The sequence below is a fragment of the Brevundimonas sp. NPDC055311 genome, from assembly GCF_053645695.1.
On sequence record NZ_JBSHMV010000001.1, the window covers coordinates 390,468 to 413,402 of the forward strand.

General features: G+C 68.5%; 22 protein-coding genes. 11 read left to right on the plus strand and 11 right to left on the minus strand.

Features of this window, described 5'->3' with window-relative positions:
• Nucleotides 1-110: 110 nt before the first annotated feature.
• Complete coding sequence (locus ACWIDZ_RS01840; RefSeq protein ID WP_453988478.1) at nt 111-2,183, plus strand: M13 family metallopeptidase; 2,073 nt, start codon at nt 111-113, stop codon at nt 2,181-2,183.
• A gap of 81 nt (nt 2,184-2,264) precedes the next feature.
• Here ACWIDZ_RS01840 and ACWIDZ_RS01845 read toward each other — a convergent pair whose 3' ends face one another.
• Both ACWIDZ_RS01845 and ndk read right to left on the minus strand, forming a co-directional pair.
• Nucleotides 2,265-2,477, minus strand: coding sequence for a hypothetical protein (locus tag ACWIDZ_RS01845; protein ID WP_312218420.1), 213 nt, complete (start codon nt 2,475-2,477; stop codon nt 2,265-2,267).
• Nucleotides 2,478-2,656: 179 nt separating this feature from the next.
• Nucleotides 2,657-3,076, minus strand: coding sequence for a nucleoside-diphosphate kinase (gene ndk / locus ACWIDZ_RS01850; protein ID WP_024353012.1), 420 nt, complete (start codon nt 3,074-3,076; stop codon nt 2,657-2,659).
• A gap of 103 nt (nt 3,077-3,179) precedes the next feature.
• Between ndk and ACWIDZ_RS01855 the strand changes: the two genes are divergently transcribed.
• Together ACWIDZ_RS01855 and ACWIDZ_RS01860 are read left to right on the plus strand one after the other, a co-directional pair.
• Entirely contained in the window at nt 3,180-5,066 is a 1,887-nt protein-coding gene (locus ACWIDZ_RS01855; RefSeq protein ID WP_453988475.1) for an ABC-F family ATP-binding cassette domain-containing protein, read from the plus strand.
• Nucleotides 5,066-5,311 (plus strand): DUF2164 family protein, encoded by a 246-nt coding sequence (locus ACWIDZ_RS01860; RefSeq protein WP_453988474.1) that lies wholly within the window; start codon nt 5,066-5,068, stop codon nt 5,309-5,311. Before ACWIDZ_RS01855 ends, ACWIDZ_RS01860 begins: the two co-directional genes overlap by 1 nt.
• A gap of 33 nt (nt 5,312-5,344) precedes the next feature.
• Here ACWIDZ_RS01860 and ACWIDZ_RS01865 read toward each other — a convergent pair whose 3' ends face one another.
• Genes ACWIDZ_RS01865 through ACWIDZ_RS01880 form a run of 4 tightly spaced genes read right to left on the minus strand, consistent with a single transcriptional unit; the run spans nt 5,345 to nt 8,003 of the window.
• Nucleotides 5,345-5,647, minus strand: a complete 303-nt coding sequence (locus tag ACWIDZ_RS01865; RefSeq protein WP_453988473.1) for a hemolysin — start codon at nt 5,645-5,647, stop codon at nt 5,345-5,347.
• A gap of 16 nt (nt 5,648-5,663) precedes the next feature.
• Nucleotides 5,664-6,017, minus strand: coding sequence for a hypothetical protein (locus ACWIDZ_RS01870; RefSeq protein ID WP_453988472.1), 354 nt, complete (start codon nt 6,015-6,017; stop codon nt 5,664-5,666).
• Between the two features lie 23 nt (nt 6,018-6,040).
• A complete protein-coding gene (locus ACWIDZ_RS01875) occupies nt 6,041-6,502 on the minus strand; it encodes a DNA polymerase III subunit chi (protein ID WP_291774301.1) in 462 nt (153 codons plus the stop codon).
• A gap of 25 nt (nt 6,503-6,527) precedes the next feature.
• Nucleotides 6,528-8,003 (minus strand): leucyl aminopeptidase, encoded by a 1,476-nt coding sequence (locus ACWIDZ_RS01880; RefSeq protein ID WP_452111715.1) that lies wholly within the window; start codon nt 8,001-8,003, stop codon nt 6,528-6,530.
• Nucleotides 8,004-8,160: 157 nt separating this feature from the next.
• On the opposite strand from ACWIDZ_RS01880, the gene ACWIDZ_RS01885 reads away from it, so the two are divergent.
• The 8 genes from ACWIDZ_RS01885 to ACWIDZ_RS01920 all read left to right on the plus strand — a co-directional run bounded on the left by ACWIDZ_RS01885 (nt 8,161) and on the right by ACWIDZ_RS01920 (nt 18,459).
• The gene (locus tag ACWIDZ_RS01885) at nt 8,161-9,294 is read left to right on the plus strand and encodes an LptF/LptG family permease (RefSeq protein ID WP_453988471.1); all 1,134 of its coding nucleotides are present in this window, start codon (nt 8,161-8,163) and stop codon (nt 9,292-9,294) included.
• Nucleotides 9,291-10,394, plus strand: a complete 1,104-nt coding sequence (lptG, locus tag ACWIDZ_RS01890) for an LPS export ABC transporter permease LptG (RefSeq protein ID WP_291774292.1) — start codon at nt 9,291-9,293, stop codon at nt 10,392-10,394. Before ACWIDZ_RS01885 ends, lptG begins: the two co-directional genes overlap by 4 nt.
• Before the next feature lie 64 nt (nt 10,395-10,458).
• Complete coding sequence (locus tag ACWIDZ_RS01895) at nt 10,459-12,915, plus strand: LPS-assembly protein LptD (RefSeq protein WP_453988720.1); 2,457 nt, start codon at nt 10,459-10,461, stop codon at nt 12,913-12,915.
• A 111-nt stretch (nt 12,916-13,026) separates the two neighbouring features.
• Entirely contained in the window at nt 13,027-14,391 is a 1,365-nt protein-coding gene (locus tag ACWIDZ_RS01900; protein ID WP_291774290.1) for a peptidylprolyl isomerase, read from the plus strand.
• Nucleotides 14,388-15,407, plus strand: coding sequence for a 4-hydroxythreonine-4-phosphate dehydrogenase PdxA (gene pdxA / locus ACWIDZ_RS01905; protein WP_453988469.1), 1,020 nt, complete (start codon nt 14,388-14,390; stop codon nt 15,405-15,407). The genes ACWIDZ_RS01900 and pdxA overlap by 4 nt, the downstream gene beginning before the upstream one ends.
• An 8-nt stretch (nt 15,408-15,415) precedes the next feature.
• Entirely contained in the window at nt 15,416-16,228 is an 813-nt protein-coding gene (gene rsmA, locus ACWIDZ_RS01910) for a 16S rRNA (adenine(1518)-N(6)/adenine(1519)-N(6))-dimethyltransferase RsmA (protein ID WP_453988468.1), read from the plus strand.
• Nucleotides 16,225-17,382 carry a pyridoxal phosphate-dependent aminotransferase gene (locus tag ACWIDZ_RS01915; RefSeq protein ID WP_453988467.1) on the plus strand — a complete coding sequence of 386 codons (1,158 nt, stop codon included), beginning with the start codon at nt 16,225-16,227 and terminating at the stop codon, nt 17,380-17,382. Before rsmA ends, ACWIDZ_RS01915 begins: the two co-directional genes overlap by 4 nt.
• A 36-nt stretch (nt 17,383-17,418) precedes the next feature.
• Entirely contained in the window at nt 17,419-18,459 is a 1,041-nt protein-coding gene (locus ACWIDZ_RS01920; RefSeq protein WP_453988466.1) for a L,D-transpeptidase family protein, read from the plus strand.
• Here the strand turns inward: ACWIDZ_RS01920 and ACWIDZ_RS01925 are convergent.
• Genes ACWIDZ_RS01925 through fabF form a run of 5 tightly spaced genes read right to left on the minus strand, consistent with a single transcriptional unit; the run spans nt 18,456 to nt 22,910 of the window.
• Entirely contained in the window at nt 18,456-18,908 is a 453-nt protein-coding gene (locus ACWIDZ_RS01925) for a nucleoside deaminase (RefSeq protein ID WP_453988465.1), read from the minus strand. The genes ACWIDZ_RS01920 and ACWIDZ_RS01925 overlap by 4 nt on opposite strands.
• 5 nt (nt 18,909-18,913) lie before the next feature.
• The gene (gene gmk, locus ACWIDZ_RS01930; RefSeq protein ID WP_291774272.1) at nt 18,914-19,555 is read right to left on the minus strand and encodes a guanylate kinase; all 642 of its coding nucleotides are present in this window, start codon (nt 19,553-19,555) and stop codon (nt 18,914-18,916) included.
• The gene (locus ACWIDZ_RS01935; protein ID WP_453988464.1) at nt 19,545-20,432 is read right to left on the minus strand and encodes a YicC/YloC family endoribonuclease; all 888 of its coding nucleotides are present in this window, start codon (nt 20,430-20,432) and stop codon (nt 19,545-19,547) included. The genes gmk and ACWIDZ_RS01935 overlap by 11 nt, the downstream gene beginning before the upstream one ends.
• On the minus strand, nt 20,429-21,628 hold the full coding sequence (gene mltG / locus ACWIDZ_RS01940) for an endolytic transglycosylase MltG (RefSeq protein ID WP_453988463.1): 1,200 nt from the start codon (nt 21,626-21,628) through the stop codon (nt 20,429-20,431). The genes ACWIDZ_RS01935 and mltG overlap by 4 nt, the downstream gene beginning before the upstream one ends.
• A 1-nt stretch (nt 21,629) precedes the next feature.
• A complete protein-coding gene (fabF, locus tag ACWIDZ_RS01945) occupies nt 21,630-22,910 on the minus strand; it encodes a beta-ketoacyl-ACP synthase II (RefSeq protein WP_453988462.1) in 1,281 nt (426 codons plus the stop codon).
• Nucleotides 22,911-22,935: the final 25 nt, after the last annotated feature.

Sequence of the window (22,935 nt, forward strand, 5' to 3'; positions counted from 1 at the left end):
ACGATTTTTAATGCGACAGGCCGTCGCAGGCGGGCGCAGTTTGCCGGCAAGCACGAATGCGCCGTCTCACTGGCGCAATCGCGCACGTCTGCACCACTGGGAAAGACCCGATGATGAAAACTCGCCTGATGGGCGCCGCCGCCATGGCCGTCGCCCTCGCCTTCTCGGCCCAACCGACCCTTGCTCAATCGAATTTGGCTCAACACGCCCACACTTCGGCGGCCGCCTCGACCACGCCTGAGATCAAGCCCTGGGGCTTCGATCTGGACGGCCGCGACCTGACGGTGAATCCGGGCGACGACTTCAACGCCTACGCCAACGGCGTCTATCTGAAGAACACCGAGATTCCGGCCGACAAGGCCCGCTTCGGCCCGTTCGACGTCCTGTATGAGAATTCGCAGGCCCAACTGCGCGCCATCATCGAGGCCAGCGCCGCCAACCCGACCAACGCCAACGCCCAGAAGGTCGGCGCCCTGTACGCCAGCTTCATGGACGAGGCCCGCGTCAACCAGTTGGGCGCCCAGCCCCTGGCCGCCGACCTGGCCGCCATCCGCGCTGTGGCGAACCACAGCGACATGGCCCGCCTGATGGGCGCCAGCCACGAAGGCTTCGGCGGCTCCCTGTTCGGCCTGGCGGTGTTCGAGGACCTGCAGGATCCCAACGTCAACTCGGCCTATCTGGGTCAGGGCGGTCTGGGCCTGCCGGACCGCGACTATTATCTGAAGCCCGACTTCGCCACGCAGCGCGAAGCCTATGTCGCCTATGTCGCGCGCGCCCTGACCGCCGCCGGGTGGAGCAACCCGGCCCAGGCCGCCGCCGACATCCTGGCCTTCGAGACCAAGGTGGCCGAGAAGCACTGGACCACGGTCGAGCGTCGCCAGATCGACAAGATCTACAACCCGACCCCGGCGGCGCAGCTGTCGACCTTTGCGCCGGGCTTCGACTGGGCCGCCTTCCTGCAAGCCTCCAAGGTCGAGAGCGTGCCGACCCTGGTGCTGATGGAGAACACCGCCATCCCCGGCATCGCCCAGGTGTTCGCCGACACCCCGATCGACACCCTGAAAGCCTGGCAGGCCTTCCAGACCGTCGATCAGGCCAGCCCCTATCTGTCCGACGCCTTCGTCGACTCGCGCTTCGAGTTCCGCGGCAAGACCCTGCGCGGCCAGCCCGAGAACCGTCCGCGCTGGAACCGCGGCGTGGTCCTGGTCGACGGCCAACTGGGCGAGGTGCTGGGTCAGGAGTACGTCCGCCTGCACTTCCCCGCCTCGTCCAAGACGCAGATGGAGCAGTTGGTCGCCAACCTCAGCGCCGCCATGACCGAGCGCCTGAAGGCTCTGGACTGGATGAGCGAGGCCACGCGCGAGCAGGCCCTCGAGAAGATGTCCAAGTTCGGGGTGAAGATCGGCTATCCCGAGAAGTGGCGCGACTATGACGGGCTGGAGCTGAAGGCCGACGACCTCTACGGCAACGTCGAGCGCGCCGCCGCCTTCGACTGGGCCTGGAACCGCGGCAAGATCGGCCAGCCGGTCGATCCGCTGGAGTGGGGGATGACGCCTCAGACGGTGAACGCCTACTACAACCCGCCGCGCAACGAGATCGTCTTCCCGGCCGCCATCCTGCAGGCGCCCTTCTTCGACCCGAACGCCGATCCGGCGGTCAACTACGGCGGCATCGGCGCCGTGATCGGTCACGAGATCACCCACGGCTTCGACGACCAGGGCCGCAAGACCGACGCCAACGGCGTGCTGCGCGACTGGTGGACGCCCGAGGACGCCGCCCGCTTCGAGGAGCGCGCCAAGACCCTGGGCGCCATCTACTCCGCCGAAGAGCCCGTGCCGGGGATGCACATCAACGGCGACCTGACGATGGGCGAGAACATCGCCGATCTGGGCGGTCTGCTGATGGCGCTGGACGCCTATAAGCGGAGCCTGAACGGCCAGCCGGCCCCGGTGATCGACGGCCTGACCGGCGAACAGCGCGTGTTCCTGGGCTGGGCCCAGGTGTGGCGCGAGAAGTCGCGTGACGAAGCTCTGAAAGAGCAGCTGACCACCGACCCACACTCGCCCGGCATGGCGCGCGCCGCCACCCCGCCGCGCAACATCGACGCCTGGTACGCCGCCTTCGGCGTCACCCCGGATCAGGCGGAGTTCATCGCCCCCGAGAAGCGCGCCCGCATCTGGTAAGCGGCGCGTCCTACGACGGACAAAAGGAAAGGGCGTCGGCTTCGCGGCCGACGCCCTTTTTTATACCGTGCGGCGAAAGCCTTACTCGTGCGGCTTCTTCGGCGTAGTGGCCGCGCCCGCGACGGCGCCGATGGCCGCGCCGGCGACGGTCGCGCCGGTGTTGCCGCCGATCGCCTGACCGGCGACCGCGCCGCCCAGGGCGCCCGTGGCGGCGCGTTGTTCCGTCGTGGTGCCGCAGGCGGCCAGCAGGGCCGTCAGACCGAGCACCGGGGCAAGCTTCAGCATCGTCTTCATGGCGGTCATCCTTGTTCTTCTTCGAGAGGGACGGCGTGACCGTAAAAACGAAACGGCCCGCCCCCGGTTCCGGGAGCAGGCCGAATTGTCACAAGCCGCGTCGGGTCGAAAAGGCGGAGCCTTTTGACCGCGGCTTACAAAAAGCTTCCCGAAGGGCCGACGAGCGCGGCCCTTCAAGATCAGCCGACGATGTCGGCGTCGGTGAAGAACTGCTCGATCTCGATCTTGGCGTTGTCCAGCGAGTCCGAACCGTGGACCGAGTTCTCGCCGATCGACAGGGCGAACAGCTTGCGGATGGTGCCTTCGGCGGCGTCGTTCGGGTTGGTGGCGCCCATGACTTCGCGGTACTTGGCGACGGCGTTGTCGCCTTCCAGCACCTGCACGACCACCGGCTCGGCGATCATCTGCGAGACCAGTTCGCCGTAGAAGGGACGCTCGGCGTGCACTTCGTAGAACTTCTTGGCCTGGGCTTCGGTCAGCTTGACGCGGCGTTGGCCGACGATGCGCAGGCCGGCGCCTTCGATGACGGCGTTGATGGCGCCCGTCAGGTTGCGGCGGGTGGCGTCCGGCTTGATGATCGAGAACGTGCGTTCGGTCATGGGAGTGACTTCTTGTTTGGGAGTTTGAGGGTCGGCGGCTTATAGCGAGCGCCGCACATCTTTCCAATATCCCCGCGCGTAAGCCTTTTTCTTTCCGGTTCCCATGCTGCAGATCAAAAACCTGACCTACAACGCCTGGGGCCGCGAGTTCCTGGACGACGCCTCCGTCAGCCTGCCGCCGGGGTCCAAGGTCGGCCTGGTCGGCCGCAACGGCATCGGCAAGTCGACCCTGTTCAAGCTGATCCTGGGCGAACTAGCCGCCAATGGCGACGAAATCTCCCTGCCCAAGACCGCCCGCATCGGCTCGGTCGATCAGGAACACCCCGCCACGCCGGTCAGCGTTCTGGACACCATTCTCGAAGCCGACGTCGAGCGCCACGACCTGCTGACCCGGCTGGAAACCGCCGAACCGGAAGAGATGGGCGAGATCTGGGGTCGTCTGATCGAGATCGACGCCGACAGCGCCCCCGCCCGCGCGTCTGAAATCCTGGCGGGTCTAGGCTTCAGTCATGACGACATCCTGCGCCCGATGGCCGAGTTCTCGGGCGGCTGGCGGATGCGCGTCGCCCTGGCCGCCGCCCTGTTCGCCGAGCCGGACATGCTGCTGCTGGACGAACCGACCAACTACCTCGACCTGGAAGGCGCCCTGTGGCTGGAGCAGCGGCTGAAGCGCTATCCGCACACGGCTCTGATCATCAGCCACGACCGCGAACTGCTGAACGGCGTCTGCACCCACATCCTGCAGCTGTCGAACCGCAAGCTGGACCTCTACACCGGCAACTACGACACCTTCGAAAAGACGCGGGCCGAAAAACTGCGCCTGATGGCGTCGACCCAGGCCAAGCAGGACGCCGAGCGCGCCCACCTGCAGAAGTTCATCGACCGCTTCAAGGCCAAGGCGTCGAAGGCCACGCAGGCCCAGTCGCGCGTCAAGCGGCTGGAGAAGATGCAGCGCATCGAACTGCCGCCGGAAGAGCGCGTCGCCCCCTTCACCCTGCCCTCGCCCGAACGCCCCCTGCCCCCGCCGCTGATCCGGCTGGAGAAGGCCAACGTCGGCTATGAACCGGGCAAGCCGATCCTGAAGAACCTGAATCTGCGGATGGACCTGGACGACCGCATCGGCCTGCTGGGCGTCAACGGGGCGGGCAAGTCGACCTTCGCCAAGCTGATCGCCAAGGCCCTGACCATCGAGACGGGCGAGTTCCATCGCGACGGCAAGATGCGCGTGGGCTGGTTTCACCAGCACCAGATCGAGGCGATGGACCCGACCGACACGCCGCTGGAGATCATCCGCCGCGCCATGCCGGACGCCTCGGAATCCAGCCGCCGCAGCCGCCTGGCCCAGTTCGGCCTGCCGTTCGAGAAGCAGGAAACCACCGTCGGCGCCCTGTCAGGCGGCGAGCGGGCGCGCCTGCTGCTGAACCTGGTGGCGATGGACGCGCCGCACATCCTGATCCTGGACGAACCGACCAACCACCTGGACATCGACAGCCGCCGCGCCCTGCTGGACGCGCTGAATGAATATACGGGCGCGGTCATCCTGATCACCCACGACCGCTCGCTGATGGAGCTGGTGGCCGACCGCCTGTGGCTGGCCGCTGACGGCTCGGTGAAGCCGTTCGAGGGCGACATGGACGACTATCAGAAGTTCGTCCTCGACCGCGCCAAACAGGCGGGCATGAAGCCCAGCCAGGTCAAGCATGAAGAGGTCGCCGCCGAGGTCCCCGCGCCCGTCGCCGCGCCCAAGGCCGAGAAGAAGAAAGGCCCCTCGCCCTCGACCCTTCGCCATGCGGTGAAGAAGGCCGAGGACCGAATGGCTCAGCTGACCGCCGATCTGGCGCGCCTGGACGACGACCTGGCCAATGCGGCCGTCAATGATCCCAAGAAGCTGGAAGGCCTGACCCGGGCCCGCGCCAAGGCCCAGACCGATCTGGATCAGGCCGAAGCCGACTGGATCGCCGCCGAAGAAGCCCTGGCGGAAGTGGCGTGATGGCCAAGGCGCCGCCGCCCCTGCTGACCAAGGACGAGATGCAGGAGGCGGCCGCCCGCCTGCAGGCCTATCTGCGCGACGAGATGGAGGTCGAGGTCGGCCGCCTGCCCGCCGAGATGCTAGTCGAGTTCATCGGCCGGGACATCGGCCGCCTGTTCTACAACCGCGGCCTGCGCGACGCCGAAACCGTGGTGCGCCAGAAGGTAGAGGACGTCGCCGACGCCCTCTACGGCCTGGAGCGATAAGTTCCGCCGGGATGAGCGGATATTCCAGGGACCTTACCCGCAGCTGACGCGCGTCACGACTTCCGTCTTGTCGTCGTAGGTGAAGGTCACGCGGTTGTCCCGATAATCCATGGTCGCCGCGCAGCTGCTGCACAGGACGCGGAAGATGCGGCCTTCCGGCGCGGTCGGAATGGTCGAGCGGTTGCGACCGACATAGTCCTGATAGTCGCGGGCCTTGCAGGCGACGGGCGTGGCCTCGCCGCCCGGCGCCGGCGTCGTACCGCCGCCCTGCGTCGGGGCGCAGGCGGCCAGGGCGAGGAAGCCCGCAGCGGCGCTCAGGGTCAGAATGGATTTCATGGCGGCGTCCTTTCGATCAGCCGCAGCGGACCTGTTCGATCAGGCCCGTCTGCCTATTATAGAAAATATTCAAACGGTAAGGCGAATAATCTTCAGTGATGGGGCAGGTCGTGCAGGCAACGCGCCGGTTCACCACATCCACCGGAACGGGGATTTCGCTGCGGGGTTTCCCAACCAGCCACTGAAACTCATCGGCGTTGCACATCTTCGCCCCAGCCGCAGCGGAACGGTCCGAACCGGAGCGGGCTGAAGTCGCCACGCCCGGTTCAGAGAGATAGGGCCGCTCGGTCGAGGACACAGGCGGCGGCGTCGCAGCGGGCGCGGTCGGCTGCGTGGGATAGCGCGGCGGGGGCGAGGCGCAGGCCGCCACGGCCAGAGCGCCGAGCGTCAGGATCAGGCCGCCTTTTCCCAGCGCCCCTCGTCCGATTGTTTCCAGTAGGCCAGGTCGGCGCCGTCCGCCTTCAGCGTCCGCCAGCGCCCGCGCGCATGGTTCAGCGCCTGCTCGTCCCGACCGTCGAAGATGATGAAGCAACGTGCGAACTCCTGCATGGCCCCAAGCTCTGAATCATCGACGATGAACAGCGCCTGAGCGCCATTCAGATTCTCGCCCGATTCGGACAGGAGCACAGGCTGGCGCGCGGCGTGGTCGCCGTCGGCTCGTCCGTGAGGCAGGAAACTGTCGTCGCGATAGGTCCACAACAGCTCGTCGATATCGTCGAGCCGGTGCGAGGTCGCACCCCGGATCAGGGCGCGCCAGCCCCGCTGAAGCGTGCGCTCCAGCAAGGTCGGCAGCACCTGTTCCAGCGTGGACCGCTCCAAGTGGTAGAACCAGATTTCCGGCTTGGCGTCAGACACCCGGCCCTACCTTCCTGAACTGAGATCAGCCTTCGTAGTGGTCGGCGACCATGCGGTCGAGCAGACGCACGCCATAACCCACGGCGCCGTCCGGCACGGTCGGGTTCTTGGAATCCTTGACCCAGGCCGTCGAGGCGATGTCGATGTGCGCCCACGGCACGCCGTTGGTGAAGCGTTGCAGGAACAGGGCGGCGGTGATCGAGCCGCCGGCGCGGCCGTTGCCCATGTTCTTCACATCGGCGATTGGGCTGTCGATGTGGCGGTCGTATTCGGCCGGGATCGGCATCCGCCACGACTTCTCGCCCACCTTGGGACCGGCGTCGGCGATGTTGGCAGCCAGTTCGTCGCTGTTGGAGAAGACGCCCGCATATTCCAGGCCCAGCGAGATGATGATGGCGCCCGTCAGGGTGGCCAGGTCGATCATGAACTTCGGCTTGAAGCGGTCCTGCGTGTACCAGAGCGCGTCCGCCAGAACGAGGCGGCCCTCGGCGTCGGTGTTCAGCACCTCGATGGTCTGGCCCGACATGGAGGTGACCACGTCGCCCGGGCGCTGGGCGGCGCCGTCCGGCATGTTCTCGACCAGGCCCAGGACGCCGACCACGTTCACCTTGGCCTTGCGGCCGGCCAGGGCATGCATGAGACCGGCCACGGCGGCGGCGCCGCCCATGTCCCACTTCATCTCTTCCATGCCGTCGGCGGGCTTCAGGCTGATGCCGCCGGTGTCGAAGCAGACGCCCTTGCCGACGAAGGCGATGGGGGCCTCGCCCGCCTTGCCGCCGTTCCACTGGATGACGGCCAGCTGGCTTTCACGCACCGACCCCATGCCGACGCCGAGCAGCGAGCCCATGCCCAGCTTCTCCATCTCGGCCTCGCCCAGGATCTCGACCTTGGCGCCCAGGGCCTCCAGCTCCTTCACGCGGCGCGCGAACTCGGCCGGGTACAGGATGTTGGCGGGCTCAGACACCAGATCGCGCGAGAACAGCACCGCATCGGCCACGGCCGACAACGGGCCGAAGGCGGCCTCGGCGGCCTTCACGTCCGAGGTCACGACCCGCACCGTCGTTACCGACGGGATCTTCTCGGCCTTCTGCTTGGTCAGGTATTTGGCGAAGCGATAGGCGGCCAGGCGCACGGCGAAACCGGCGCGGGCGGCCAGTTCCGGCGACAGGTGCGAGACATCGATCGTCAGGACTTCGGCGCCCGACAGCTTGGTCGCCTGATAGGCGGCGGCGGCGGCGGTTTCGACCGCCAGATCGTCCAGCTTGTCCGCCGCGCCCGCGCCGACCAGCAGGACGGCGTTCGCGTCGATCCCGGCCGGGGCCGCGACGTTCAGGCTGCTGTTGGCGGCGCCGGTGAAGCGGCTGTTCTTCATCGCCTTGGCCAGGGCGCCCGAAGCGGCCTGATCCAGCGCCGAACCGGCGCCGGCGAGGGCTCGTCCTTCATGCGCCAGCACGGCAAGAATCTCGGCGGCGCCGGGCGAAGCGACGAATTCGATTTTCATTAAACTGACTCCAGGCCGGAAATCTTGCCCCGGCCACGCTTGAATTTGCCATGGTCGCGGCGACGGTTTCGTCGGGGCGGCCGGATGTGTATTACATGGCTCGCATCGCCCTGGGCTGCAACACGCTCGCAGCCGATTATACGACCTTACCCGCCGCATGACCCTGATTCAGAGGTATCTTTTCCGCCAGATCGGTCTGCCCATCGTGGCGGCGGTCTCGGCGCTGGCCGGCATCGGCCTACTGAGCCAGAGCCTGGATCAGCTGGAGGTCATCGTCGAGCGCGGCCAGAGCGTCTGGGTCATGGTCAAGCTGACCCTGCTGGCCCTGCCGCAGCTGATCGCCGTCATCCTGCCCATCGGCCTGTTCGTCGGCGCCCTGATCGCCCTGACGCGGCTGCAGCGGGAACAGGAGCTGACCGCCGCCTACGCCGCCGGGGTCAGCCGCTGGGCCCTGATCCGGCCCGCCCTGCAGATCGCCCTGATCGTCACGGTCGTCGCCCTGCTGATGAATGTCTTCGTCCAGCCTTGGGCCCAGCGCGAAGGCCGCCGTCAGGCCTTCGCCATCCGCACCGACCTGGCCGCCCTGCTGGTCGAGGAAGGCCGCTTCGTCCAGGGCCCGGACGGCCTGACCGTCTATGTCCAGCAGATCGAGCAGAACGGTCTGATGAAGAACCTCTTCGTCTACCTGGACAATGGCAAGACGGTCACGACCTGGGACGCCGACACCGCTCGTTTCGGCCGCGTCGACGGCCTGCCGGTGCTGACCATGCAGAACGGGTCGATGCAGCGCTATTCCTCGCGCGAGGTGCTGAACCAACTGTCGTTCGACCAGCAGGTGTTCGACCTGTCGCCCTACGCCAAGACCACTGAGCGCATCCGCTTCAAGCCGTCGGACCTGTGGCTGACCGACCTGTTTGATCCGACCCCCGCCCTGCTGGAGAGCGCCGGAACACGCGGCGAACTGGCGGCCGAGGGCCATTCGCGACTGGCCTCGCCCCTCTATGCTCTCGCGGCCATGGCCTTTGCGCTGGCGGCCATCCTGGGCGGGGCCTTCAGCCGCAGCGGCTACGCCGGACGCATCGCCAGGGCCGCCGGGGCCTTTCTGATCCTGCGCGTCATCGGCTACGGCCTGGTGGCGGGCAGCGCCTGGAACGGCGCGCTGAACATCCTGCAATACGTCGTGCCGCTGGCGGCGACCGCCCTGGCCCTGCGCATCCTGTTCCGCGCGCTCAAGCCGCGCCGTCGCCGCGCCTGGGCGCCGCTGGAACGCCTGAAGGCGAGGTTCGCATGAAGCTCCGTCTCGGCCGCATCGAACGCTATGTGCTGATCCAGCAGATGAAGTCGCTGGGCGTGGCCCTGGCCGTCATCGCCGCCCTGGTCATGCTGATCGACTTCGTCGAGGTCTCGCGCGGGCTGAACTCGTCGGGCGAACTGTCGGGCGGGCGCATCCTGGGCCTGGTGATGGTCAAGTCGCCATCGGTCATCGTGCAGCTTCTGCCCTTCGTCTTCCTGTTCGGCACCCTGGGGGCTTTCGTCAGCCTGAACCGGCGCAGCGAGCTGATCGCCATGCGGGCGGCGGGCGTCTCGGCCTGGCGCTTCGTCCTGCCGGCGGCGGGCGCGGCGGTGGCCCTGGGCGTGCTGACGGTCACGGTCCTGGGGCCGATGGCGGCGGCGGGCGACGCGGTGTGGCAGCGCGAACGCGCCCGCATCTCCGGCTCCGTCCCCGGCGGCGCGTCCAACGAGGCGGTCTGGCTGCGCGAGGGCGACGCCAACCGCCAGATGATCATTCGCGGCGCCCGGCAGGAACAGGCCAGCGGGCGGCTGCTGGACGCGACCTTCTTCATCTACACCACCACCTCCTCGGGGCGGCGCGTCTTCACCGAGCGCATCGACGCGGCGACGGCTTCGCTCAACGCCGGGCGCTGGCGGCTGACCGATGCGGCGGGCGCTCAGACGGGCCAGCGAGCGGTGCGCTACGCCACCCTGGACCTGCCGTCCAACCTGGCCGACGAGGAAGCCTTCCAGCGCTTCGCCCGACCGCAGTCGACGCCCTTCTGGTCCCTGCCCAACCAGATTCGCCGTATCGAGGACGCGGGCTTCGCCTCGACCGCCTATCAGCTGCGGCTGCAACAGCTTCTGGCCACGCCCCTGATCTTCGGCGCCATGTCCATCCTCGCGGCGGCCTTCTCGCTGCGGCTGATGCGATTGGGCGATCTGGCGCGGATGACCGTGGCCGCCGTGGTGCTGGGCTTCGCCTTCTTCTTCCTGAACCAGTTCTCGTCCGCCATGGGTTCGGCCGAGGTCGTTCCGCCCGTGATCGCCGCCTGGTTGCCCCCGATATTGACGGCTCTCGCCGCCTTTACCTTGCTGATCTATACCGAAGACGGCTAATCGGGCCGTTTCCGCCCGGCCGGCAATGAGTGGACAACGCATGACCAATCGCCGTCTCCCCCGTATGGGAGCCTTGCGTCTTCGGCTTTTGACCGGCGCGGCGTTGGTCATAGGCGCGCCCCTGTCTCAGCCGGCGTTCGCCCAGGAAGCTCCCGTTTCCGCTTCGGCGCAGCCGGCGGCCGCGGCGCCGCAGACGCCGGGCGCAGACGGCCTGACGCCCGACGCCGTCTTCGTCGATGCGGATTCCACCCAGCGCCAGGGCGACGTCGTCTCGGCCCAGGGCTCGCCCGAGGATCGGGTCATGGCCCGCTTCCAGGACCACAGCCTGCGCGCCCAGGACGTCACCTATGACCTGCAGAGCCGCATCGCCACGGCCTCAGGCGACGCGGAGCTGACCGCGCCGGACGGCTCGGTCGTCCACGCCGAGCGGATCGAGCTCGATTCCGACCTCAAGGCGGGCGTGGCCGTCGACCTGGCCACGCGCCTGTCGAACGGCTCCAGCCTGATGGCCGCCACCGCCGTGCGCCGCTCCGAGACGGTCAGCGAGCTGAACAACGTCATCTTCACCCCCTGCCCCATCTGCACCGTGGACGGCGCGGCCAAGACGCCCAGCGTCTCCATCCAGGCCTCCAAGGCGGTGCAGAACGAGGAGCTGCGCGCGATCCTCTATCGCGACGTGGTGTTCCGCCTGGGCGGAGTGCCGATCTTCTACCTGCCCGCCTTCTCGCATCCTGACCCGACGGTGGACCGGGCGTCGGGCTTCCTGGTGCCGTGGGGCGACTATCAGTCCGGCCGGGGGGTCTCGCTCGAGATTCCCTATCTGCACGTCATCTCGCCGTCCGAAGACGTGCTGGTCAGCCCGCAGTTCAACACCCGGGTCGCCCCCATGCTGAACCTGCAATGGCGCAAGCGTTTCACCGACGGCGTCATCGTGGCCCGCGGCGGAGCCACCTACGGCCGCAGCTTCGGGGACTTCGACCTGGACGGCGACGGCCGCGCGGAAAGCAACGTCCGCTTCGGCGACAAGACCACGCGCAGCTATCTGCTGGCTCACGGCGCGTTCGATCCGGACGGCCCGTGGCGCTGGGGCTTCACGGCCGAGCGCGTCTCGGACAAGACCCTGTTCGACCGCTATGACGTGCGCGACGCCTATCAGGACAACGGCCTCTACTACGGCGACAGCCGCCGCCTGATCAGCCAGATCTACGCCGAGCGCCAGACCGAGCGCTCCTATCTGTCGGTCGCGGCCTTCGCCATGCAGAGCCTGCGGCTCGATCCGTCCTATTCGGACACCGACTTCCGCGATTCCAGCGGCTACCTGGTGTTCGAGGACGACAACACCCTGCCGCTGGTGGCGCCCCTAATCGAGGCGCGCTGGGAGCCGGAAGGCCCCGTCTTCGGCGGCCGCCTGCGTCTGCGCGGCTCGGCCGTGGCGCTGACCCGTGACGCCTATGTCGGCTTCCCGACCCTGGCGCCGGAGCTGATTCCGGGCGGCCCGACCGACGGCCTGCCCGGCGTCGACAGCCGCCGCATCACCGGCCAGGCGGAATGGCGCCGGGTGATGATCTCGCCGATCGGCCTGCGCTGGGAGCCGTTCGTGGACCTGCGCGCCGACTTCTATTCGGTGGACGACCTGCCGCCCTCCCTGGGCGTCGAGGACCAAACCCACGCCCGCGCGCGGACCAGCGCCGGGGTCGACGTCAGCTATCCCTTGTATCGCCGCCTCAGCGCCTCGTCCGACCTGATCCTGGAGCCGATGGCCCAGCTGTCGATCTCCAACAAGGCCGACCTCGACCCGCTTATTCCGAACGAGGACAGCCAGATCACCGAACTGGACCATCTGTCGCTATTCCGCATGGACCGCTTCCCCGGCTACGACCTGCTGGAAGGCGGCCTGCGCTTCACGGCGGGCGCCCGCGCCACCCTGCGCTGGGACGATGTGCGCTCGGCCAGCCTCTTCATCGGCCGCAGCATGCGCGCCGACGATCAGGACGAGTATCTGACGCCGATCCCGGATGATCCGACCCGCCTCTACGACCCCTCGGGCCTGGCCAGCCGGACATCGGACTGGGTGGTGCAAGGCACGTTCAACCCCTCGGACCGGATGCGCGGCTGGTTCCACGCCACGGTCGACGGCAACGGCGAGATCCGCCGCGCCGAGGCCACGGTCGACGGCCGCTGGGGGCGTCGCAACCTGGCCAGCGTCAGCTACATCGTCGACCGCTCCAACCCGCTGGGCGGACCTGAGAACCGCAACTACGAGTTCGTCCAGCTGTCGGGCCATCAGTTCGTCTACGGCAACTGGGGCGTGGCGGTGACCGGGATCGCCGACCTGGAGCGGGACATCATCACCCGGTCGGAGGTCGGCCTGCTGTTCGACGACGACTGCTTCCGCATCGAGCTGGGTTGGCGCCGCGACAATACCCGCGTGCGGCCGACGGGCCCGGCCGAAGGTGTTTACATCCGTCTTAACCTCGCCACTTTTGGGGCTTCAGGCTATGATCGCAATGATATGCGGTAGGCATGACGCGCATTGCGGCGTAGGGGAACATGCGCCCTGGCGCTGTGGCGCGGCCAGCGCCGCCGACAGGCTCGGGACCGCTTTAGGGAATCAGGACTGACGATGGGTTTGATGCGTTACTCTACGGGAGCCGCCCTGGCCGCCCTTATGGTCGTGGCGGCCGTGGAGCCTTCCTCGGCTCAGACTCCGGCGTCTCCCGCTCCTGCGCAGGCCGCGCCCCAGACGCCGGCCGCCGGCGCCCTGAACCCCGCTGCCGAGGAAGCCCCTCAGCGCACGGCCCCCGCGCCGCAGTTCCGCCTGTCCGACGGCATCATCGCCACGGTCAACGACCGCATCATCACCGGCTTCGACCTGCGCCAGCGGATGCTGGTGCTGATGGCCATGACCCAGGTCCAGCCGACCGAAGAGAACATCGGCGCCATCCAGCAGCAGGCGCTGAACGATCTGATCGACCAGCACCTGCAGGCCGCCGAACTCGCCAAGTTCGAGCAGTTGAAGATCGGCGACGACGAAGTCGATCAGGAAATCGCCGACATGGCGCGTCAGGCGGGCACGACGCCGGCCAACTACGTCAACTTCCTGGAACAGGGCGGCATCAGCATTCCCGCCTTCCGCGAGCAGATGCGCACCGAGATCGGCTGGCGCGAACTGGTCGGCGGCCGCTTCCGCGACCGCGCCCGCGTCGGCAAGAGCCAGGTCGATCAGACTATGCGCCAGATGACCGAGTCGGCGACCAAGCCTCAGTATCTGATCGGTGAAATCTACCTGGAGGCCGCTCGCGTCGGCGGGATGCAGGAAGCCATGAGCGGCGCCCAGCAACTGGTCCAGCAGATGATCCAGGGCGCCCCCTTCATGGCCGTGGCGCGTCAGTTCTCGGCCGCCCCCTCGGCCGCCCGCGGCGGCGACGCCGGCTGGGTGGTCCAGGGCACGGTCCAGCCCGCCCTGCAGTCGGTCATGGAAACGCTGGAGCCGGGCCAGTTGTCGAACCCGATCCCGGTCGATGGCGGCGTCTACATCCTCTACATGCGCGACAAGCGCTCGGGCGCCTCGACCAGCATGGTCAAGATGAAGCAGGTCATGGTCGAACTGCCGGAAAACGCCGACGAGGCTCAGGTCGCCGCCGCAACCCAGCGCCTCGAAGCCCTGCGCGGCCAGCTGACGTGCGACAACATCCTGACCCGCGCGCGGTCCGAGCCGGGCCTGCTGGGCGCCGACCTGGGCGAGAGCGACGTCGCGGATTTGTTGCCGCAGTTCCAGCAGGTCGCCCGCTCGGCCGAAGTCGGTTCGATCAGCACGGCGGTCCGCACCCCGCTGGGCGTCCACCTGCTGGCCGTCTGCGACCGTCGCCTGGGCGGCCCTGACGCCCCCTCGGCGCAACAGGTCGAGGCCCGTCTGCAGAACCAGAACTACGCCATGCTGGGCCGCCGCTATCTGCGCGACCTGCGGGCCGACGCCCTCATCGAAATCAAGCAATGACGATGAACCGGCCGCTCATCGTCACGATGGGCGACCCTGCCGGGGTAGGGCCGGAAATCATCGGGCGCGCCTGGTCGGTGCTGGGCTCCGCGCCCGGCCCGCTGGCGCCGGTCGTGCCCTTCGTCGTCGTCGGCGACGCTGAGGTGCTGAAGGCGCAGGGCCAGCCGGTGGAAGCCGTCCTCAGCCCTGCCGACGCCGCCGGCGTCTTCGGCCGCGCCGTCCCCGTCCTGCACCATCCGGCGCCCGCGCCGGTGACGGCGGGCCAGCCTGAACCCGCCAACGCCGTCGCCGTGGCCGACTGGATTGAGCGCGGCGTCGATCTGGTGCTGTCGGGCGAAGGCTGCGGCTTGGTGACGGCGCCGATCGCCAAGGCGCCGATGTACGCCTCCGGCTTCCGCTTTCCGGGCCATACCGAGTTCATCGCCGAACTGACCGCCGACGTCCCCTTCAGCGGCACGCGCGGCCCGGTGATGATGCTGACGGCGAAAGACCTGCGCGCCTGCCTCGTCACCATCCATGTGCCGATCGATCAGTTGCCCGAACTGGTGACGGGCGAGCGCGTCGCCCGCGTCGCTCGCGTCGTCCACGAATCGATGAAGCGCGACTTCGGCATCGCCGCGCCGCGCCTGGCCATGGCCGCCCTCAACCCCCACGCGGGCGAAGGCGGCGCCATCGGCCTGCAGGAGGTGACGGTGCTGCGCCCCGCCGCCGAGGCCCTGCGCGCCGAGGGACTGAACATCACCGATCCCCTGCCCGCCGACACCCTGTTCCACGAGGAAGCACGGGCGCGCTACGACGCCGTGGTCTGCCTCTATCACGACCAGGCGCTGATCCCGGTGAAGACGCTGGACTTCTGGGGCGGGGTGAACGCCACCCTGGGCCTGCCCATCGTCCGCACCTCGCCCGACCACGGCACCGGCTTCGACATCGCCGGCAAGGGCGTCGCCCGCGCCGACAGCTTCATCGCCGCCGTCCGCCTGGCTTCCGAGATGGCGTCCGCCCGCGCGGCGCGCTAACAGGCCTCGTGACCGATCATCTGCCCTCCCTGCGTGAAACGCTCGACGCCCACGGCCTGTCGGCCAAGAAGAGCTTCGGCCAGCACTTCCTGCTGGACCTCAACGTCACGCGGAAGATCGTCCGCTATGCCGGGCCGTTCGATGACCGCGCCGTCATCGAGGTCGGTCCCGGCCCTGGCGGCCTGACCCGCGCCCTGCTGGAAAGCGATGCAGGCAAGGTGGTGCTGGTCGAGAAGGATCCGCGCTTCATCCCCCTGCTGTCCGAACTGGACGACGGCTCGGGCCGCCTGACCATCGTCGAGGCCGACGCCCTGAAGGTGAAGGAGGCCGAACTGGTCGAGGGACCCGCGCATCTGGTCTCCAACCTGCCCTACAACGTCGGCACGCCGCTGTTGATCAAGTGGCTGACGGGGCCGTGGACGCCGTGCGCCCTGACCCTGATGTTCCAGAAGGAAGTCGCCGAGCGCGTGGTGGCCCAGCCGGGCGAGGACGCCTATGGCCGTCTGGCCGTCATCAGCCAGGCCGTGGCCGAGGCGCGCATCGTCATGCACCTGCCCGCCGCCGCCTTCACCCCGCCGCCGAAGGTGGCGTCGGCCGTGGTTCATCTGATACCGTTGAGCGAGCGCCCCGCCCCCGACCGCCTGAAGCGGCTGGAACGGGTCACGGCGGCCGCATTCGGCCAGCGTCGCAAGATGCTGCGCTCCAGCCTGAAACAACTTGGCGGCGCCGCCCTGTGCGAAGCCGCTGGAATCGAACCCGACGCCCGCGCCGAGACCATCGACGTGGCGGGCTTCCTCAGATTGGCCGACGCTTTGACATGACAGTAGAAATCGAACCCTTCCGCGCCATCGCCATCAGCCGCATCGCCCATGAGATGAAGGCCAAGGGCCAGTCGGTCATCCATATGGAGTTCGGCCAGCCCTCGACCGGCGCGCCCAGCCGCGCCCTGGCCGAGGCGCACCGCGTGATCGACGCCGAGGCCGGCGGCTACTGGGAAAGCCCCCTGCTGCGCGCCCGCGTGGCCAAGCTGTACAAGGACCGCTACGGCGTCGTCATCGACCCCGAGCGCGTCATCATGACCGCCGGCGCCTCGCCCGCCCTGGTGGTGGCGCTGAACATGCGCTTCGCCCCCGGCGACCGGGTGGCCATCGCCCGGCCCGGCTATGTCGCCTATCGCAACACGATGAAGGCCCTGCACATCGTCCCGCAGGAGATCGACTGCGGCGCCGACGTGCGCTTCCAGCTGACGGCCCAGGCCCTGCGTGACCTCGACCCGGCGCCGCAAGGCGTCATCGTCGCCAGCCCGGCCAACCCGACCGGCACCGTCATCGCCGAGGACGAGCTGAAGGCCATCATCGAGGTCTGCCGCGAGCGCAACATCAGCATCATCTCGGACGAGATCTATCACGGCATCACCTACGGCCACGACACGCCCTGCATGCTGCAGTTCGACGACAAGGCCATGATCGTGAACAGCTTCTCCAAATACTGGAGCATGGCGGGCTGGCGCCTGGGCTGGCTGATCCTGCCGGAAGAAGAGGTCCAGCAGGCCCGCGCGCGCATGGGCAACATGTTCCTGACGCCGCCGACGCTCAGCCAGTTCGCCGGGCTGGCCGCCATGGACTGCGAGGAAGAGCTGGAAGCCAACATCGACGTCTATCGCGCCAACCGCGAGCTGATGCTGAAGGCCCTGCCCGCCATGGGCCTGCGCTCGATCGCGCCGCCGGACGGCGCCTTCTACATCTATGCCGACATCGGCCACCTGACCAACGACAGCATGGCCTTCTGCGAGACCCTGGTGCGCGAGACGGGCGTGGCGACGGCGCCGGGCGTGGACTTCGACCCGGTCAACGGCAATCGCTTCATCCGCTTCAGCTTCGCCGTCTCGACGCCCGAGATCGAGGACGCCCTGGCCCGCCTGAAGCCCTTCTTCGCCGCCCGCACCGAGGCCGCGCAGGAACAGCGGAACGCCTAGAAGCGTTCGACAAGCCCCGAAACCTTCGGAGCTTTCATGTCGAAACCGCGCCTCGCCGTCTCCACCCTGCCCTTCGTCCTGGCCGCCCTCACGGCCTGCGGATCACCAACCGAGACGCCGAGGCCCGAACAGCCTCCGGTCGCCGAAACCACCGCCTCGCCCCTGACTCGCGAGGCGGTCGAGGCTGCCGTGTTCGAATCCGCCCCTGCCCCCGTCGAGGGTCAGCCCGCACGGCCCGACGCGGCGACGGCGCGCGCCCAGATCCTGCTGGACCGCGCCAACTTCTCGCCGGGCGTGATCGATGGCCTGGGCGGCGACAACACGCGCCAGGCGATCGCCGCCTTCGAAAAGGCCGCCGGACTGCCCCAGGACGGGGTGCTGGACGCCGAGGTCTTCCGCCGCCTGACCGCCGGCGACGACGGCCGAGTCCTGACCGACTACACGATCACCGCCGCCGATCTGGCGGGTCCCTTCATCGGCCAGCTTCCGGCCAATCTGACCGACATGGCCAGGCTCCAGACCGTCGGCTACGCCACGCCGCTGGAGATGCTGGCCGAGAAGTTCCACATGACCGAGGGCCTGCTGCAGGCGCTCAACCCCGGCGCCGACTTCGGCAAGGCGGGCCAGACCCTCGTGGTGGCCGCCGTGGCCCAGACCGATCTGGCGGGCGACGTGGCCCATATCATCGTGGACAAGGCCGAGCGTTCGGTGCGGGTCTATGATGCGGCGGACAGGCTGCTGGCCTTCTATCCGGCCACCATCGGCAGTTCGGCGCGCCCGGCGCCCTCGGGCGAGTTGAGCGTCGTCGGCGTCGCGCCCGAGCCCAACTACACCTACGACCCGGATCGGGTCAGCTATGACCGGGGCGACCGCAAGGTCATCGTGCCGCCGGGGCCGAACAATCCGGTCGGCTCGGTATGGATCGACCTGTCGCGGGACACCTACGGCATCCACGGCACGCCGGACCCGTCCAGGGTCGGCAAGACCTTCTCCAGCGGCTGCGTGCGCCTGACCAACTGGGACGCCGAGCAACTGGCCTCCAAGGTCAAGCCCGGCGTGCGCGTGACCTTCCGCTAGGCGGCGTAAAGCTCCGCCGCCGTCCGCTCCGGCACGCCCAGTTGCGTCAGCGGCAGCGGCGGCGGGTCCAGCGTCACGCCCAGGGCCTGATAGGTCGCCGCGCTGGAGAAGCCGTACGGCTCGGCGTCCGCATTGCTGAAGGCGTAGTAGACGGCGCTGACCCGCGTCATCACCGCCGCCGCCAGGCACATGGGGCACGGGTGACCGCTGGCGTAGAGGACCGCGCCCGACAGGTCGACACCGCCCAGCGCCGGCCCAGCCTGACGCAGGGCCTCCATCTCGGCGTGGGAGCTGGGATCGTTCGTCGCCAGCATCCGGTTGACGCCGCTGGCGACCAGCGCCCCATCCTTGACCAGAACCGCGCCGAACGGCCGACCGCCCGCCTTGACGTTCTCCAGCGCCAGATCGACGGCCTGGGCCAGCCAGCGGCGGTGTTCGTCCTCGTTCATCGGCGTCAGACCACTTCCTTCAGCAGGGCCTGCTTGTAACCTTCGACCCACAGATTGCGACGACGGCAGCTGCGCTCGGCGTGATAGATGTGCGCCAGTTCGGCGTAGGACCGGTCGAAGTCCTCATTGACCAGCACATAGTCGAAGTCGTCGCAGTGCTCGATCTCGCCCTTGGCGTTGGCGACGCGGCGCTCGATCACGTCCTCGGCGTCCTGAGAGCGCGTCACCAGACGGCGACGAAGCTCCTCAAGGCTGGGCGGCAGGATGAAGACCCGTACGGCGTCGCCGGGGCATTTGGCGGCCACGTCGCGGGCGCCCTGCCAGTCGATGTCGAACAGGACGTCGCGCCCTTCCGCCAGCGCCCGCTCGACCGGGGCGGCCGGGCTGCCGTAGCGATTGCCGTGCACATCGGCCCATTCCAGAAAGGCGTCGGCGTCGATCAGGCGCTGGAATTCTTCCTGGCTGACGAAGTTGTAGTCGCGCCCGTCCACCTCGCCCGGACGGATGTCGCGGGTGGTCATGGAGACCGACAGCTCCAGCCCCTTGTGGTCGGCCATCAGGCGGCGGCACAGCGAGGTCTTTCCGGCCCCCGACGGACTGGCCACGATCAGCAGGACGCCACGGCGGGGGGTGCGGTTATTCGACATTCTGAACTTGTTCTCGAAGCTGCTCGATGACGGCCTTCAACTCCAGGCCGATTCCGGTGAGCGCGGTCGTAGCGGATTTCGAACAGAGGGTGTTCGCCTCGCGCATGAATTCCTGCATCAGGAAGTCGAGTTTTCGACCGGCGGGGGGTTGCTGCAACAGTGCGCGGGCTGAGGCGACGTGGGCCGTCAGCCTGTCCAGCTCCTCGCGCACGTCGGCCTTGGTCGCCAGTGCGGCGGCCTCGAGGAAGACGCGCTCGTCCAGACCCGGCGCGTCGGGCGCCAGTTCGCTGATGCGGCGGGTGAAACGCTCGCGAATGGCCTCGACCTGCGCCGACGCTTCCAGTTCGGCGCGCGCGACCAGGGCCTCGATGGTCCCGACGAAGTCATGGATCACCGGCGTCAGTTGTTCGCCCTCGCGCTGGCGCGACGCCTTCAGCGCATCCAGCGCCTGTTCGACCGTGGCGGCCATGGCGGCCTCAAGCGCAGCGCGAGCCTCGGCGTCCTCATCTTCCTCGGCGACCTCGATCACGCCGCGCAAGGCCAGCAGGCCGTCGGCCGAGGGCGGGATCGCCCCCTCCTCCGCCAACTGGTTGGCCAGCCGCAGATAGGTCGCCAGCACCGTCTCGTTGACGCGCGGCGCGGGCTCGGCTCCCTCGGCGCGCTTGGCTTGCAGGCCCAGCGTCACCTGCCCCCGGTTCAGCCGCGCCTGAGCCGCCGCCTTGGCCAGCCGCTCCAGATTGTCGAAGCCGTGCGGGCCGCGAAAGCGCGTCTCCAGCGAGCGCCCGTTGACCGAGCGCGCCTCGACCGTCCAGGTCCAGCCGTCCAGCGTCCCGTCGGCGCGGCCGAAGCCGGTCATGCCTGAAATCAAGTTGCTCATCGTCCGGCCTCCGTCGGCACGCGAATGACCTTGGCGCCCGGCGGGATGGCGAGGGGCGGCGCGGCCTCGTCCGTCATGGGCGCAGGCGAGGTCTCCGGCGCGCTCTCCCCCGCCGCCAGACCGGCCTTGCGGCGCTCGATCTCGCGCCAGCGCGCCACGTTCAGCAGATGCTCCTGATAGGTGCGGGCGAAGACGTGGCCGCCCGTGCCGTCGGCGACGAAGAAGACGTATTCCGAGCGCGGCGGGTTCAGCACGGCCTTCAGCGCCTCCTCGCCCGGATTGGCGATGGGCGTCGGCGGCAGGCCGTCGATCAGATAGGTGTTCCACGGCGTCGGATTGCGCAGCTCCGACAACAGGATGCCGCGCCCGAGCGGCCGCCCCTTGGTCACGCCGTAGACGATGGTCGGGTCGCTCTCCAGCCGCATCCCCAGACGCAGGCGGTTGGTGAAGACGGCCGCCACCTCGGGCCGTTCGGAGGCGATGCCCGTCTCCTTCTCGACGATGGAGGCCAGGACGACCGCCTCTTCCGGCGTCGTGACCACCGTGGCGGGCGAGCGGGCGGCCCACAGCGTTTCCAGCTTGGTCTTGGCCGCGCGCTGCATCCGGGCGACGACGGCGGCGCGGGTCTCGCCGCGCGTGACCTCATATGTTTCCGGCCACAGGCTACCCTCGGGCGGAACCTCGACCTCGCCGGTCAGGACCGGCTGCTTCATCAGGATGTCGACCGCCTGGGCGCTGGACCAGCCCTCGGGCAGGGTCACGTAATGGCGCACCGCCTTGCCGTCGACCAGCAGGCCCACCACCGTCGCCAGAGAGGCGCCCGACGGCACCTCATATTCGCCCGCGCGGATCTTGCGGTCGGCGCCGGTCAGGCTGATCGCCGCGCGGAACAGGTCGGTGGAGCGGATCACCCCCGCCGATTTCAGATTGGCCGCAATGGCCGGAACCCCCGCCCCGGACGGCAGGGTGACGATGGTCGCCTCCCCTTCCGCCGCCTTCGGCCCCGGTCCCCAGTAGATGGCCCACAGCGCCACCAGCGCCGCGACGAGGAACAGTCCCAGCGTCCCGGCGGCGGTGATCAGGCCGACGCCGACGCCGATGCCGGAACGCCCCGCCCCGCCCCCGCCGCCCTTTTTCGGAACGCGCGACTTGGGAATGCGAACCTTGGGGGTGCGGCGGGACGGAGCCTTGGCCAAGTCAGTCGACCTTCTTGAAGATCACGGCCGCATTGGTGCCGCCGAAGCCGAAGCTGTTGGACATCGCCACGTCGATTTTCTTGGCCTTGCCCTTGTGCGGGATCAGGTCGATCGGCGTCTCCATCTCCGGGTCGTCCAGGTTGATGGTCGGCGGCGCCATCTGGTCACGGATGGCCAGGACCGAGAAGATGCTCTCGATCGCCCCGGCGGCGCCCAGCAGGTGTCCCGTCATCGACTTGGTGGACGACACGGCCAGATTCTCGGCGTGATCGCCGACCAGACGCTCGACCGCCTTCAGTTCGATCCAGTCGGCCATGGTCGAGGTGCCGTGGGTGTTGACGTAGTCGAGGTCCGACGGCTGCATCCCGGCGCGCTTCAGCGCCGCCTTCATGGCCCGCAGACCGCCGTCGCCGTCTTCCGACGGGGCGGTGATGTGATAGGCGTCGCCGCTCATGCCGTAGCCGACGACCTCGGCGTAGATCTTGGCCCCGCGCGCCTTGGCGTGCTCGTATTCTTCCAGGACCATGACGCCCGCGCCCTCGCCCATGACGAAGCCCGCATGGCCGCGGTCATAGGGACGCGAGGCCTTCTCCGGCGTGTCGTTATAGGCGGTGCACAGGGCCTTGCAGGCCAGGAAGCCCGCGATGCCGATCGGCACGACCGAGCTTTCGGCGCCGCCCGCCACCATGACGTCGGCGTCGCCCAGGGCGATCATCCGGGCCGCGTCGCCGATGGCGTGGGCGCCGGTGGCGCAGGCGGTGACGACCGAGTGGTTCGGCCCCTTCAGGCCGTGGCGGATCGAAATCTGGCCCGAGGCCAGGTTGATCAGGGCCGAGGGGATGAAGAAGGGGCTGACCCGGCGCGGGCCCTGTTCCTTGAGCACGATGGCCGTGTCGGCGATGGGGCCGAGGCCGCCGATGCCCGAACCGACCATGACGCCGGTCGCTTCCTTGTCGTCTTCGGATTCAGGCTTCCAGTCCGCATCGGCCAGCGCCTCGTCGGCGGCAGCGATGGCGTACAGGATGAAGTCGTCGACGCGCTTGCGGTCCTTGGCCGACATGACCTGATCGGGATCGAAGACGCCCGGCTGACCGGCCTCGCCGCCGCCGCGTCCGTCGACGCTGGGCACCTCGCCCGCGATGGTGCAGCCATAGCCTTCGGTGTCGAAGGCGGTGATCGGACGGATGCCCGACCGGCCGTCCAGAATGCCTTTCCAGACGTGCTCGACGCCCGTGCCCAGCGGAGTGACCAGGCCCAGGCCCGTGATGACGACGCGGCGCATGGTTCGCGCTCCTTCTTGGTCAGAA